At 52.8% G+C, this 14,108-nt stretch carries 11 protein-coding genes and 1 pseudogene; 11 read left to right on the plus strand and 1 reads right to left on the minus strand.

The window, feature by feature from the left end; all coding sequences use genetic code 11:
* Nucleotides 1-71 precede the first annotated feature (71 nt).
* The 10 genes and pseudogenes from VF260_06470 to VF260_06515 all read left to right on the plus strand — a co-directional run bounded on the left by VF260_06470 (nucleotide 72) and on the right by VF260_06515 (nucleotide 13,231).
* Complete coding sequence (locus VF260_06470) at nucleotides 72-1,892, plus strand: sensor histidine kinase (GenBank protein ID HEX7056825.1); 1,821 nt, start codon at nucleotides 72-74, stop codon at nucleotides 1,890-1,892.
* The gene (locus VF260_06475) at nucleotides 1,882-3,489 is read left to right on the plus strand and encodes a response regulator (protein HEX7056826.1); all 1,608 of its coding nucleotides are present in this window, start codon (nucleotides 1,882-1,884) and stop codon (nucleotides 3,487-3,489) included. Before VF260_06470 ends, VF260_06475 begins: the two co-directional genes overlap by 11 nt.
* Nucleotides 3,486-4,778 carry an extracellular solute-binding protein gene (locus VF260_06480; GenBank protein HEX7056827.1) on the plus strand — a complete coding sequence of 431 codons (1,293 nt, stop codon included), beginning with the start codon at nucleotides 3,486-3,488 and terminating at the stop codon, nucleotides 4,776-4,778. Before VF260_06475 ends, VF260_06480 begins: the two co-directional genes overlap by 4 nt.
* Nucleotides 4,779-4,800: 22 nt before the next feature.
* Nucleotides 4,801-4,893, plus strand: a pseudogene (locus VF260_06485) (YigZ family protein).
* A 415-nt stretch (nucleotides 4,894-5,308) separates the two neighbouring features.
* Nucleotides 5,309-6,493: a carboxylate--amine ligase gene (locus VF260_06490; GenBank protein ID HEX7056828.1), complete on the plus strand. Its 1,185-nt coding sequence runs from the start codon at nucleotides 5,309-5,311 to the stop codon at nucleotides 6,491-6,493.
* Nucleotides 6,494-6,532: 39 nt separating this feature from the next.
* Nucleotides 6,533-8,017: a UDP-N-acetylmuramoyl-L-alanyl-D-glutamate--2,6-diaminopimelate ligase gene (locus VF260_06495; protein HEX7056829.1), complete on the plus strand. Its 1,485-nt coding sequence runs from the start codon at nucleotides 6,533-6,535 to the stop codon at nucleotides 8,015-8,017.
* Between the two features lie 29 nt (nucleotides 8,018-8,046).
* Complete coding sequence (gene asnB, locus VF260_06500) at nucleotides 8,047-9,891, plus strand: asparagine synthase (glutamine-hydrolyzing) (GenBank protein ID HEX7056830.1); 1,845 nt, start codon at nucleotides 8,047-8,049, stop codon at nucleotides 9,889-9,891.
* Between the two features lie 44 nt (nucleotides 9,892-9,935).
* Nucleotides 9,936-10,670 (plus strand): amino acid racemase, encoded by a 735-nt coding sequence (locus tag VF260_06505; GenBank protein ID HEX7056831.1) that lies wholly within the window; start codon nucleotides 9,936-9,938, stop codon nucleotides 10,668-10,670.
* Entirely contained in the window at nucleotides 10,667-10,879 is a 213-nt protein-coding gene (locus VF260_06510) for a hypothetical protein (GenBank protein ID HEX7056832.1), read from the plus strand. Before VF260_06505 ends, VF260_06510 begins: the two co-directional genes overlap by 4 nt.
* Before the next feature lie 291 nt (nucleotides 10,880-11,170).
* Nucleotides 11,171-13,231 carry an LTA synthase family protein gene (locus VF260_06515; GenBank protein HEX7056833.1) on the plus strand — a complete coding sequence of 687 codons (2,061 nt, stop codon included), beginning with the start codon at nucleotides 11,171-11,173 and terminating at the stop codon, nucleotides 13,229-13,231.
* Here the strand turns inward: VF260_06515 and VF260_06520 are convergent.
* Entirely contained in the window at nucleotides 13,228-13,701 is a 474-nt protein-coding gene (locus tag VF260_06520) for a GNAT family protein (GenBank protein HEX7056834.1), read from the minus strand. The two genes, VF260_06515 and VF260_06520, sit on opposite strands and share 4 nt — an antisense overlap.
* A gap of 247 nt (nucleotides 13,702-13,948) precedes the next feature.
* On the opposite strand from VF260_06520, the gene VF260_06525 reads away from it, so the two are divergent.
* A partial coding sequence (locus VF260_06525; protein ID HEX7056835.1) for a rhodanese-like domain-containing protein occupies nucleotides 13,949-14,108 on the plus strand: 160 nt, incomplete at its 3' end.

The raw sequence follows: 14,108 nt of genomic DNA on the forward strand, positions 1-14,108 counted from the left end.
TTTCGCGTGTTGCTGTGCTATACTAGGAAAAATAAAGCGCATTCATTCTATTCCGAACGGCTGTGAGCGACATGATCAAGTGGCTGAAGGAGCTGCTGTTCGAGCGCGTTTCCACCAAGCTGATCGCGATGGTGCTGCTGCTCATTTTTCTGTCTGCAACGTTCATCAGCACAATGTATTTCGGCTCTTCCGTGTCCATCATCGGCAATCACGTCAGGGTTTCCGCCAAACAGGGAGCGAAGCAGACGGCCGATTATCTTTCCCTGATGCTGACGGTCGGGACGGACATGGGGCAGCAAATTTTCCGCAACAGCCGTTTGCAGGAGGCGCTGTACGAAGAGCAGCAGGGCCATTTGACTGTGGATCAGACGTTTGAAATGAAAGATTCAATCGGCCAGACGCTCAACAATACGATTTACGCCAGCTCGTTCATCCGCAGCATCTACATTCTGAAAGAGAAGGGCAAAAGCTGGGGGAGCGGGCTGTTCAACCCCTCGAAAGTGAAGCGCTACACGCTTTCAAGCCATTCGTGGTACAGCGACGTCGTGAGCAACCACGCCAACGAGTTGTGGCTGCCGCTCAATTACGATCCGTTCAGCGGAGGCGGGGACAACACCGAACTGGTGCTCAGCCTCGTCGACGCGTTCCGTGATTTGCGGACGAAGAAGACGGAAGGCGTCATCGTCATCAATCTGGACGGACAGCTGATTTTGGATGCCGTGCAGCGGTTCAAGCTTGGCGAAACGGGAAAATGGTTCGTTGTGAACGGGGACGGTGTCATCATGATCGATCCGGACCCGGCAAAGTGGGGCACCCGGTTGCAGGAAGCGGCGCTTGCGTCCTACATTTTGCCACAAAAAGAGGAGGAACTGGAATTTCAGACGAAGCTGAAAGGAGAGGAGGTTTACGTCGTCTCCGTCAAGATGGGAAACGGCTGGAAACTTGTCGGGCAAGTCCCGGTTCGGGAAATTATCGGGGATATCCAGTCGCTGCAGCGGAAAATCACTCGTTACACAATTTTGTTTCTGCTCGTCGCGCTGCTGGTCGGCTTGCTTTTTTCCATGCGGATTACAAGACCGTTAAAAGAGTTGACCCGGCAGATGCGGGAAATTGAGAAAAACAACTTCAAGGCCCGCTTTCGCGTCCGGTCGCGGGATGAAATCGGGCGGCTCGGGTTGCGCTTTAACCAGATGGCTGCCCAGATCGAAGCGCTCATCCGCGAAGTCGATGAAGCCGGCGCGCGCAAGCGGGAAGCGGAAATTCGCGCGCTGCGTCACCAGATCAATCCTCATTTTTTGTACAATACCTTGTCCACTATTCGCTGGATGATCAAGTTGGGCAATCAGGACGGCGCTTACAAGGGGATCGCCGCTCTCGTCGAGCTGATGGAAGCGAGCATGGGTAAGGACGGCATTTTCAGCACGGTCCGCCAGGAACTGGCGTTGCTGGAGAAATATATGGCCATCCAGCAGTTCCGCTACGGTTCGGGCTTGCAGCTCGAAATCGAGAAGGATGACCGGCTGCTCGATTTTCCGATTCCGCGGATGTTGCTTCAGCCGCTGGTTGAAAACGCGATTTTTCACGGGCTTGCGCCTCGCAATGAAGGGGGAACCATCCGCATTCGCATCGGCCGGACGGAGCGTCCGTCCGCGGTTGTGCTGTCCGTTTCGGACGACGGCGTCGGGATGGATCCGGCGCAGTCCGCTTCGCTGCTGTCTGCCGACGCCGATTCGAAAGCGGGCATGTTCGGCATCGGCCTAAAGCATGTGCACGAAACGCTTCAGTTGTATTACGGACCCGGCAGCGGCGTGCAGATCGAAAGTGAGCCCGGCCGGGGAACGACCGTCTCATTAACCTTGGTTCTCAAGGGGGATGCGCCTTATGGGATATAAAGCGTTGATCGTCGACGACGAACCGATTATTCGGCATGGCCTGGCTTCCTGCGTCGATTGGGCGGGAATGGATCTCGAACTCGTGGGCGAAGCGGGCAACGGAGAATCCGCGCTGGACATTGTCCGGGAGCGGGAAGTGGATATTCTGATCACCGACATCAAAATGCCGAAGATGGACGGGCTGGAGTTCATCCGCCGCGGCAAGCAGTGTCGGCCCCATTTGAAGGCGATTCTTATCAGCAGTTACAGCGATTTTGAATACGCGCGCCAGGCGGTTCAGCTCGGTGTTGTCGTGGACTATTTGCTCAAGCCGACGATGGAGCCGGAAGATTTGATTCGCTTGCTGGACGAATGCCGCCACCGGCTGGACGAGGAACTGACGCTGGAAGAGCAGTCGCTGCAATATGCGCAGGAGCAGGAGCGGAAAAAGAGGCAGGGCGCTGGGACGGAAATCAAAAAGCTGCTCTCCGGGCAGCCGGCTGATGTAAACCGGATTGGCGAAGTGATGAGCCCGCCGTTCGTGCTGTCCGTTTGGCGGCTGGAGCCGGCACGGGAGGAGAGGAAGCCGTCCGACATCGAGCGAATCTCGCAAATGGAACGAACAGCCGAGGCGCTGACGCAGCTTTTTCCCGGTGGGGCGGTGTGCGTCACCAAGGAGGACGAACTGGTGATGTTGCTGCCGGATCCGGCCGGAACGGCCGCACGCGCCATCCGGGACAGTCACGGCACGCTGCTGGCGCAAGGTGTCCGGTTTACGGTCGGCATCAGCCCGTCGTTTCATCGGCCCGACCGCCTCACGGACGCCTACGGCTGGGCGGAGAACGCCTTCGTTCACGCGTTTTTCCGCGGCGGCGGCCGGTGCTACGACGGTGAAATCAAGCGCGCCGCGGAGCGGGAGATGCCGCAGGATGGGCCGGGGCGCGAGGAGGACGCCGCAGCCATCCGCGACCGTTTTTCGCGCGGGCTGGCTGATCTTGATCGGGAAGGGTGCGAGATTGCGCTCTGCCGGTTGTTCGACCTGTGGCGTTCGGGGGCGTACACGCCCGACGAAATCCGCAAACAGGCCGGCGATTTGCTGATCATACTGGAGCCCGGGCCATTCTATTTGAAGGCGGAAGAGAAACTGCAGCGGCTGATGGCGGAAAACGAGAAAGTGCGTCGCGCGTTCACCTTGGATGAAATCTGTCGGTTGGTGCTGGCGCATTTCCGCAGCAGTTGGGAAGTACATGCCCTCTCCCCCTTTCCCAAGGATACGGGTGGACAGCACGCGGTGCAAGCCGCGATTGCGTATATTCAGGAACATTATCGGGGGGATCTTTCGCTGCAGGAAGTGGCGGATCATGTCCACATGAGCAAAAATTACTTCAGCGAGCAGTTCAAACGGCGGACGGGAATGGGCTTCGTTGATTTCGTCATCCGCTTGCGTATCCAATACGCCCGGCATTTGCTGGAAACGACGACGCTCAAAATCTACGATATCGGCAGCCACTGCGGATTCAACAGCCCAAAGCATTTCCTGAAGCTGTTCAAAAGAGAGGCAGGCTGCACGCCCGCCGAATACCGCTACCGGATTCAAAGCAAGGGGGAAGCGCGATGAACAGGGCGGTCCGGTTCGCGGCGCTGGCCGTTGCGGCGGTTTTGCCGGTTCTGCTGGCGGCGTGTTCGTCTTATGATTTGGTGGAGGAGCCGAACGCGTCCGCTGGCGATCCCGCGGCAAGCGCCAGGGTGACCCTCGAATTCTGGCACACGTTCAGCGATGTGGAGACGAAGGTGTTTGAAACTAACGTGTTGCCGATGTTCGAGAAAGAGCATCCAGACATCGCCGTTCATGCGGTACGGCAAAATTACACCGCGCAACTGAACGACAACATTGTGGCGGCAGTGGCCGACAACAAGCAACCCGACGTGATGCGGATGGACATCATTTGGGTGCCGCAGTTCGCCCGCAGCGGCGCGCTGACCGATCTGTCGGAGATGCCGGATTTCGCGGATTACAAGCAGCGCTTTACAGGCTCGCTCATCCAGACGAACCTGTACGACGGAAAATATTACGGAATCCCACTTGACGCGACGACGATGGTGCCGATCTATAACAAGCGCTTGTTGCAGAAGGCCGGTTTGGCCAAAACGCCCCGGACGTTCGACGAACTCGTTGCGGCTGCGCAGCGGTTGAAGGCGCAGGACCCTGGCCTTTACGGCATCAGCATCTGCTGCTCCAGTTCATGGGGGATGCTTCCGTATTTCCGGACGCTCGGCGGCGAGTTGCTGAGCCCTTCTCTGACGAAAGCGACCGGGTATCTGGACAGTCCGCAAAGCATACAGGCCATGACGAAGCTCAAAACGTGGTTCGACCAGGGGATCCTGAGCCCGACCGTCGTCGGCGGGGAGCCGGGCGGCTGGGACGGGCTGTTCGACCGGAAAATCTTGATGATCGACGAAGCGCACTGGTTTTTCACCGCGAACAACAACGCCGAGCACGGGCAAGATTTGCAGGATGTGGTGACCGGGCTGTTCCCGTCCGACGTCCGGGAAGGCACGTCGATCATCGGCGGGGAAAACCTCGTGCTGTTCAAAGGTTCCAAGCATCCGAAGGAAGCGTGGATGTTCATGAAATTCATGGTGTCGGAGCCTGTGCAGAAAGCGCTTGCCGATACCGGGCTTATCCCATCGATTCGGGATTTCGACCGCAACAGGCTCAAGCCGGTGTTCCGCATCTATCTGGACCAGTTGCAGCATGCCGAGCCGAGGCCGCCGGTGCCGCAGTGGAACGAGGTGGACGACGCGTTTTCCCGGATGGTCACGCGGATTTTGTTGAACGAGAAGCCGGTAGAAATCGCGCTCAAAGAGACGGCTGCGCAAATCGACGCCATTCTGGCTTCGCCTTAAGTTTGGTATCATGGGGGACGTCTGGATCGAGGAACTGAAGGATAAATATTGGGGCGCTACGCACAATTGTTTTGCTTACGCCATCGGCGAGCAGGACCGGTGGCAGAAAGCGTCGGGGCGCTTTGTCCACCCGAAGCGGATGAGGCGCAGCAGTTTCAGGCCTGGATCGCCGATCTGACGCAAGGGCAGGCGGTGCCAGCGCCGGGCTAAGGAAAAGTTTAGGATCACCGAATGAAAAGCTGGTGCGCGAGGACACCGGTTTTTTTAATCCGTGCGGAAGGGCGACCATCGGCGGTCGCCGCCCGCCGTCCGCTAGCCCCGCATGATTTTGACGATATATTCCCTTTGTCACGGACAACGCTCATGCGCGGACAACCCCTAATGAAAGCGACACTGACGCGAACTCTTCCAAGTTTAATTATAGAGAAAAAATGATATAATGTGTTATGATTTGTAGAGAAACAACCAGGCATGGGACTACAGCGACAAGGGTTTTCAAGGTTAATAGAAGAAATGAGTGATTGATTGGAATGAAGAACAAGGCGGTCATTTTAGGCACGAATTATTACATCGGGCTAAGCGCGATTCGCTGTTTGGGCGTTCACGGCATTCACACGGTGGCGGTTGATTATTCGGCGGATAATACGTATGGCGCAAAGTCCAGGTATTGTTCCGAACAACTCATTTCACCGCATTATAAGGTAGACCCGCAAGGATATGTCGCGTTTTTAATCGATTATGCGAAAAAACAAGATGAACCGCCCGTATTGATTCCCTGTCATGATTTTTACGTTGAAATTATTGACGAGCATTTGGATGAATTGAAAGAGCATTTTCTCATTCCGCAAACCGAAAAAGGCCTGTATACCAAGCTCATGAATAAGGAAACGCTGCACCGCCTGGCGGTGGAACACGGCGTCGCCGTTCCGGAAACGGTCAGGGTGCATGAAGAGAACCTGTTTGAAAAAGTGGAAAGCATCATCAAATTTCCGTGCATTGTCAAACCCGTCGACTCGCCAGCGTTCATGGCAAAATTCCGCAGAAAATTGTTCAAGGTGCATAACCTCACCGAGCTGAAAGAAGCTTTGGAGAAGGCGAAAAACGCCGGCCTGGAAGTCGTTGTGCAGCGGATAATTCCCGGCTTCGACGATCATATGTATACGTTTGACGCCTATTTGAACCAGGACGCCAAGGTGACGCATTGGGCCACATGCCAAAAATATCGCCAGTATCCGATCAATTTCGGCGCGTCCGTCTACACGGGACAAAAATTGGTGCCGGAATTGTATGATATCGGCGCCGCATTTTTCGAGGCGATCAAATACAAAGGCTTTGCGGAAATCGAGTTCAAAAAGGACGCGGAAACAGGAAAGTTCTATCTGATTGAAGTCAATGTGCGGCTTACGAATTTTAATCACCTGTTATATAAGATCGGCCTGAATATTCCTTATATCACCTATCAGGAATTAACCGGACAAGCGGTCGAACCGAAAGCGATCACGTGGGATACGCGGCGGGTTTTTTGGTATGCGTATGAGGATTTGTTTGCCATCCGCGATTATTTGAAAACCGGGCAGCTTACAATAGGAAACGTACTGGCCTCGTTTTTCAAGCCAAAGGCGTTTGCCATTTGGGACTTACGCGACTTGCGGCCGGCGTTTTCCTTCGCGGGCATGATTGCACAGAAAGCGCTGCGGAAAGCCTTGAAAAAATAACGCCGTCACGCTGAACAAATTTGGACTGGGGCTGACTTTATGCGTTTATCCTCGATTGTGGACAATCTGGAGTTTGTTTTGCTGCAAGGAAATCTGAATCGGGACGTAGCCTCCATTGCCTTCGACTCGCGGGAAGCGGTCAAGGACGGCCTGTTTGTGGCCATCACGGGCTTTAAGACGGACGGACACAACTATATTGAAAAAGCGCTGGAATTGGGCGCGGGTACGATTGTCGTGGAAAAAGACGTTGTCGCACCGGACGGCGTAACGATATTAAAATTCGCCGACACGCGCGACGCGTTGGCTGGCATCGCGGCCAATTTTTACGGCCGCCCGACCGAGCGGCTGAACTTGATCGGCATTACGGGCACGAATGGCAAAACCTCGACATCGTATTTCATTCGCTCCATTTTTCAACAGGCGCAGAAATCGATGGGGATGATCGGCACCATCGGTACGGTTATCAACCAAAAGGTGGTCAAAAACAGCAACACGACTCCCGAGTCGCTCCATTTGCAGCGCATTTTTGCCGAGATGGTCGCGGCCAAACTCGATCACTGCGTCATGGAAGTGTCCTCGCATGCGCTCAGCTTGAAACGCGTCGCTTACTGCAACTTTAACACGGGCATTTTTACGAATCTGACGCCGGATCATTTGGAATTGCATCATAGCATGGAGGAGTATTTTCAGGCAAAAGCGCAATTATTCGCCATGACAAAAGACTGCAACATCATCAATATTGACGATGAATACGGACGAAGGTTGGCGCTTGCCGGCAAAAATCGCGACGCCAAACTCATCACCTACGGGGTCGAAAACTTTGCCGATATTTACGCTGCGGATATTCACTATGACGCCGATTCAACCGCGTATACCGCGCATACCCCGATCGGCAGCGTGCCGATCAAAGTCAATTTGCCGGGCATTATTTATGTTTATAATAGCCTCGCGGCGGTTGCCTGCGCTTACAGCAACGGCATCAAGTTGGCGGATATCCAGGCGGGCATCGGCAATGTGCAATCGATTCAAGGCAGGCACGAAGTCATCTACCAGGATGACGATTACAAAGTCATTGTCGATTTTGCCCATACGGAAGACGGCCTGGAGAAGCTTTTAACGTCTTTGCGGCCGTTTACCGCGGGGAGAATCATTCTGGTGTTCGGCGTATATGTTGCGGCCGCAGGCGCGGAGGGCAGGGAAAAACGCCGGGCAATGGGCAAAGTGGCGGCCAAACATGCCGATATAGCGATTGTGACATCCGACAATCCGAAAGAGCAGGATCCGGTTATGATTATAAACGAGATTGTCGAAGCGATCGAAGAAGAGAACGGCCAATATAAAGCGTTTATCGACCGTAGGGAGGCGATCCGGCATGCGATTCACATTTGCCGCAAGGGCGATTGTGTGTTGCTTGCCGGCAAAGGGCATGAAACTTCGCAAATCATCGGGAAGCGGGAAATTCCGTTTAACGAAAGAGAAATTGTCCTTGAATGTCTGAAAGCGGAAAAACAAATCGCGATCTAGCTGATGCGGCGCAATGAAAGGTGATAACTGTGTGCGGTTTCGTCGGTTTTGCAAACACGAACGCGGCTGTAGATAAAGAAAAGACAATCCAGGATATGATGAACACAATCGTGCACCGGGGACCGGACAGCGGCGGTGTGTACGCGGACGAACAGGTGACTTTGGGGTTTCGCCGCCTGATGATTATCGACCTGTCGCAAGAAGCAAGCCAGCCGATGTATAACGAAGACAAAAGCTGCGTGCTTGTTTTTAACGGGGAAATCTACAACTTTAAGGAACTGCGGGAAGAACTGCGCGCCAAGGGGCACCGGTTCGCCAGCAACACGGACAGCGAAGTGCTCATCCACGGATACGAAGAATACGGCGTGCAATTATTGCGGAAACTCCGGGGGATGTTTGCCTTTGCCATTTGGGACAGGAAAAACGAATCACTGTTTTTGGCGCGGGATTTTTTCGGCATCAAACCACTATACTACACGCAACATACAACCGACAACTGCTTCATCTTCGGTTCGGAAATCAAATCGTTCCTCAAGCACCCGGCATTTAAAAAAGAGCTGAACAAAGACGCGCTGAAACCGTATCTCACGTTCCAATATTCCGTTCTCGACGAAACGTTTTTTAAAGGCGTGTACAAGCTCAAACCCGGTCACTACATGCTGTACAAAAATGGCGCCGCCACGATCGAGCCGTACTGGGACGTTAATATGGAAGCGCGTGAAAACAGCCTGGAATATTACCGGGAAAAGATCAAAGCGACCATGGAAGAGTCCGTCCGCTACCATCAAATCAGCGACGTCAAGGTAGGCTCTTTCTTGTCCGGCGGAATCGATTCGAGCTATGTCACAACGCTGTTGCGGCCGGATAAGACGTTTTCCGTCGGGTTTCAAGACCATGAAGGCATCTTTAACGAAACGAATTTGGCGAAAGATCTCTCCGATATTTTGCATATCGAAAACTATAAAAGGCTGATTGACGCCGACGATTGCTTTAACGCGCTGCCGACGATTCAATACCACATGGATGAGCCGCACTCCAACCTTTCCGCCGTGCCTTTGTACTTTTTGGCGGAGATGGCGAGCAAGCATGTGACGGTCGTGTTGTCCGGGGAGGGCGCGGATGAAATTTTCGGCGGTTATGACTGGTATCGCAGCACGCCGCTGATGGACAAATATGAAAAAGTGCCGTTTGCCATCCGCCGCGCCGTTTCACTTCTCTGCCGGAGACTGCCGCAAAACCGCATCGTTTCCTTCCTGGTAAAAGGCGGGCAAAAGGTCGAGGAAAAATTCATCGGCCAGGCAAAAGTATTTTCCGAACAAGACGCGAACGCGGTGCTGCAGGAAGAATACCGGCACGGGCCGTCGGTAGCCAGCATTTTGCGGGAAGCCTATGCGAAGGTGCAAGGCAAAGACGACGTAACGAAGATGCAGTATATCGATCTAAAATTCTGGCTGCCGGGCGATATTTTGCTGAAAGCCGACAAAATGAGCATGGCGCATTCGCTGGAGTTGCGGGTGCCTTTTCTCGATAAAGTCGTCATGGCATTGGCTGCGCAAATACCGGCCAAGCTGCGCGTGAACAAGAGCGCCACCAAGTATGCGTTAAGAGCCGCCGCCAAAGAAGTATTGCCGGAAGAATGGGCGAACCGGAAAAAGGTCGGCTTCCCGGTTCCCATAAGATACTGGTTGCGCGAGCAAAAGTACTATGATATCGTAAAACAAACATTTGCATCCGACATCGCCGGACAATTTTTCGTTCGCGACAAACTGCTCGCATACTTGCAGGAACATTTCACCGGGAAAAAAAATCACGCCCGTTACATTTGGACCGTGTATGTATTTCTGGTATGGTATAAAAAGTTTTTCGCAGATTGATAGAAAGCTTGCGTAAAAATAATCTGATTAAAGTGGGTCGTGCTATGTCTGGAAAAAGCTTGGGTGTTCTTGGAGGAATGGGGCCGAAGGCGACCGCCGTATTTTTTGACCGTATCGTTGAACATACGGAAGCCGGCAAAGACCAGGATCATATTGATATGGTGATCGTCAACCATGCGACGCTTCCCGACCGGACGACGGTGATTGCAAAACAGCGGGGCGAAGTGTTTTTGGAAGCGATCCGCAAGGACATTCGCCTGCTGGAGTTGGCGGGAGTGGGCAATATCGCCATCCCGTGCAATACTTCGCATTATTTCTTTGAGCAATTGCAGGGCATGACCAAAATCAACATAATCAATATGGCCAAAGAGACGGCAAGCGAAATTCGCCGAGTTTACGGCCCGGGCGCAAAAGTTGGCATCCTGGCGACCACCGGCACAATCAAGAGCGGCGTGTACCAAAACGTGTGCGAGGAATTCGCGCTTACTCCGCACATCCCGGATGAACTTGTCCAGCAAAAGGTGATGAAAATCATCTACGATGATGTAAAAAGCGGCGTAAACGCCGATGCGGCCGCGTTCGCGGCGATTATTCGGGAACTCGTGGAACGCGCCCGTTGCGCATGTGTCATCATTGCCTGCACGGAACTTTCCTGCATCAAGCTGCGGGACGATATTAGCAAGTATTGCGTGGATGCAATGGATGTTCTCGTGCGAAGATCGATCGAATTGTCCGGCAAAAAGGTGAAAAAAACTGACGGGAAAGAGGGATGCCGATGACGCCACATGAGGAAGCGGCGTTTGCGAAATTTTTGGCCGATTCCTTTCAGGATGGTACAAGCATTCGCGAGTTGCGTTTGTCCGAAGAGGAGAAGCAATTTATCTTAAAAACGTATCCGCGGTCACGCGTGCGTCCGTTTTCCACGGATGAATACGCCGACGGCAAAACATGGTATCAAGTCAGCCTGTCAGCTTCTTCGCAGGCATAAATGCTACAGCGCCGCGATGCCTGTACCTTGTCAAGGGTACGGGCATTTTTTTTGCGCAATGTTGCGAATTGGGATATTTTCGCTTATGATGTGCAACATCTTTGTGCAATTATGCGTTTCAAATAATAGGATAGAGAAAAAGGTTTTCCATTTACGCAAAACGAAGCCGCAACAGGTTATTTCGAAATTGGCCGGCGTTGCGTTTGCGATGGGATTGCCGTATACTTTCGCAGACGAGATCCGAAGCGAAATATAGATAAGCTTCGGGAAAATTGGGGAGGAACATACGAAATGAATACCGTTTTCAGGTTGCTGCGAAGTTCGTGGTCGCGAAGCTGGTTTCTGTTGCTTGCGGCATTGTTGATTTGGGCGAAAACATTTGTTGTGCAACGATTCGTGTTTTCATTGCCGATCGACTCCATGTTTCAGGAATGGATCAACTTCATCTCGCCGCTCAGTTCGGTTTTGCTCTTCCTCTGGCTTGCCCTCTTGTTCAGCCGCAAGCGTAAAAATCTGGCAATCATCATGGTGAGCTTGCTCACCTCGTTCGTGCTTTACGCCAATATCCTTTTTTACCGCTTTTATAATGATTTTCTGACATTGCCGGTGTTGTTCCAAACAAGTAACGCCAGCACATTGGGCAACAGTCTGTTTGCCCTGATGAAGCCGCTGGATGTGTTTCTTTTTCTGGATGTTGTGGTCTTAAGCGCCATTGTGGCGTTTGCCAAAATCCCGCGCGTCAATATCGGGCGGTCGGGGATGACGGCGCTGCTTGTAATTTCCGTTTCCCTGTTTTTCGTGAATTTGAGCATGGCGGAAATCGTGCGCCCCGAACTTTTGAGCAGAACGTTTGATCGCGGCATCATGGTTAAAAGCATTGGCACTTACAACTACCACATCTATGATTTCATCCAAAATTCCAAAACGCGCTCGCAGCGCGCCTTTGCCAAAGGATCCAATCTGCTTGACGTCGAGCAGTATGTAAAGCAAAGGGAACCGGGATCGCCCGTTTTAAACCCGCAGCAAAAAAAGGATGACCTGTTCGGCATTGCCAAAGGGAAAAATGTCGTGCTGATTTCGCTAGAGTCGACGCAAAATTTTGTGATCAATCAGACGGAACAGGGATATGAAATTACGCCGTTTTTAAACAGTCTGATCAAGGACAGCTTCTATTTTGACCATACGTACCATCAAACGGGACAAGGAAAAACTTCCGACGCCGAATTCATTATGGACAATTCCTTGTTCGGCTTGCCAAGCGGCGCGGTTTATTTTACGCATGCAACGAATACTTACAATTCAACTCCGAAAATTTTAAAAGAATACGGCTATTATTCGGCGGCGTTTCATGCCAACGACAAAACGTTTTGGAACAGGTCCAACATGTACCCGAATCTCGGTTACGACAAATTCTTTTCCAAAGAGTATTACACGGTAACGGAGGAAAATTCGATCGGTTGGGGCTTGAAGGATATCGACTTTTTTAACCAGGCGGTCGACCTGTTGAAAAAAGAAGTGCCGCAGCCGTTCTATGCGAAGTTTATTACGCTGACCAACCATTACACGTTTGAATTGGATGAACAGGATCGGATGATTCCGCAGTACAATTCGGGCGACAAAACGGTTGACCGGTACTTTACGACGGTTCGCTACGAGGACGAAGCGCTGAAAACATTTTTCGAAAAAATGAAACAGGAAGGATTGTACGACAATACGATCTTTATTCTGTACGGCGATCATTACGGCATCTCCAGCAATCATAACAAGGCGATGAGCAAATATTTGCAGCGCCCGATTACGCCATACGAATATATCGATTTGCAGCGGGTTCCCTTGATCATTCACATCCCGGGGGTAAAAGGCAAAACCATCTCGACGCCGGTAGGGCAAATCGATCTGCGCCCGACGCTTTTGTACCTGCTGGGCATTACCGGGGAAAACGAACTGGATTTCGGCCAGAACCTGTTCGACTTGCCGCCCGATCATTTGGTCGTGCTGCGGGATGGCAGCTTTGTCACGAAAGATTACGTTTATACATCCAACACGTGCTACAAACGCGGGGACTGGGGACAAGAAATCGACCCGCAAGCATGCGAGCCGTATTTGCAAAAGGCGGAAGATGAGTTGGCGAATTCGGATAAGATCATTTATGGCGACCTGATGCGTTTCCAAGACGATTTGGCGAAAATGCAACAGGAAAAAGCCAATTTCACGCCCGTGCCGGCGAGCAGCCCAAATGGCGGCAAAACATATGAAATAGAAGGCGACGATATGGATCGTTGGCTTACTCCGCGGCCTTCCGCAACACCGCCGGCTGCTCAAGGCGGCGGCGCTGCGCCTGCCGGAAATTAGCCCCGGTACACCATACAGTGAACGAGCGCCGGACCCAACGGCGTCATTCGCTCGTATTGCTGCTCAAGGACGAATCCGCATTTTTCATACACGCGGATTGCCCGCTCGTTCCAGGGAAGCACCTCCAGATCGATTTGATCTGCGGGTGCTTTTCGTTTGTGCGCCTCCGCCAGGATGGCGCGCACGAAGCTTGCGCCCAATCCTTTGCCGCACAGATCGGGGCGCATGCCAAGCCCGAGTCTCAACCAACCCGCAAGCGGGAAAAATTGCGCAAAACCGCACAACTCGCGGTGTTCATTGACAACTGCGCAATATTGCGATTTTCTGATGCGCGGATCGGCAAGTTCGCGGTTTTCCGCCGCGAGCGTTTCCCAGGGGGAGAACGAATAGATGTCGTAAGGCGGTTCGTAGCTCCAGGAGCAGATTGTTTTCGCCGCTTCTTCCGTCATGGCCGCAAGCTGGAAATCCATCTTTCGTCAGACCCTTTCACCTGTTGGATATTGGATATTGAATGTTGGATGTGCCTTTGGCGCACAATCGTTGTGGTATAATGGAAACATATTTAGGAGCGCGATGCAACAGACGATCGGGATTCGGGCAGTCTTAACCGTCGGTCGAGGGCCGACAAGACAGACGATCCGGGCCTGCGATCCTGACCTGTGATCCGGGCCGACGATTTCGCGTTCTGCCAGAAAGGCTTCAGGAGGAGAAAATTCGATGCAAAATGTGGTCCCAATCGCGTGGCTGGCGGCCAAATTGGCCAGTGATGACGACAAGCCGGTTATTGTCGACTGCCGTTTCGATCTGGCCGATCCCGCGGCGGGGAAAGCGGCTTACGATGACGGGCATATTCCCGGAGCCGTCTATATGCATCTGG

The sequence above is a fragment of the Bacilli bacterium genome (genome assembly GCA_036381315.1).
In the GTDB taxonomy this organism is placed as follows: Bacteria; Bacillota; Bacilli; order Paenibacillales; family KCTC-25726; genus DASVDB01.

What these genes read in the sequence shown, in the direction of transcription:
- VF260_06480 (HEX7056827.1), top strand. Translation starts at nt 3,486, where the DNA reads ATGAACAGGGCGGTCCGGTTCGCGGCGCTGGCCGTTGCGGCGGTTTTG.
- VF260_06475 (HEX7056826.1), top strand. Translation starts at nt 1,882, where the DNA reads ATGGGATATAAAGCGTTGATCGTCGACGACGAACCGATTATTCGGCAT.
- VF260_06505 (HEX7056831.1), top strand. Translation starts at nt 9,936, where the DNA reads ATGTCTGGAAAAAGCTTGGGTGTTCTTGGAGGAATGGGGCCGAAGGCG.
- VF260_06495 (HEX7056829.1), top strand. Translation starts at nt 6,533, where the DNA reads ATGCGTTTATCCTCGATTGTGGACAATCTGGAGTTTGTTTTGCTGCAA.
- VF260_06470 (HEX7056825.1), top strand. Translation starts at nt 72, where the DNA reads ATGATCAAGTGGCTGAAGGAGCTGCTGTTCGAGCGCGTTTCCACCAAG.
- VF260_06515 (HEX7056833.1), top strand. Translation starts at nt 11,171, where the DNA reads ATGAATACCGTTTTCAGGTTGCTGCGAAGTTCGTGGTCGCGAAGCTGG.
- VF260_06490 (HEX7056828.1), top strand. Translation starts at nt 5,309, where the DNA reads ATGAAGAACAAGGCGGTCATTTTAGGCACGAATTATTACATCGGGCTA.
- VF260_06510 (HEX7056832.1), top strand. Translation starts at nt 10,667, where the DNA reads ATGACGCCACATGAGGAAGCGGCGTTTGCGAAATTTTTGGCCGATTCC.
- VF260_06520 (HEX7056834.1), bottom strand. Translation starts at nt 13,701, where the DNA reads ATGGATTTCCAGCTTGCGGCCATGACGGAAGAAGCGGCGAAAACAATC.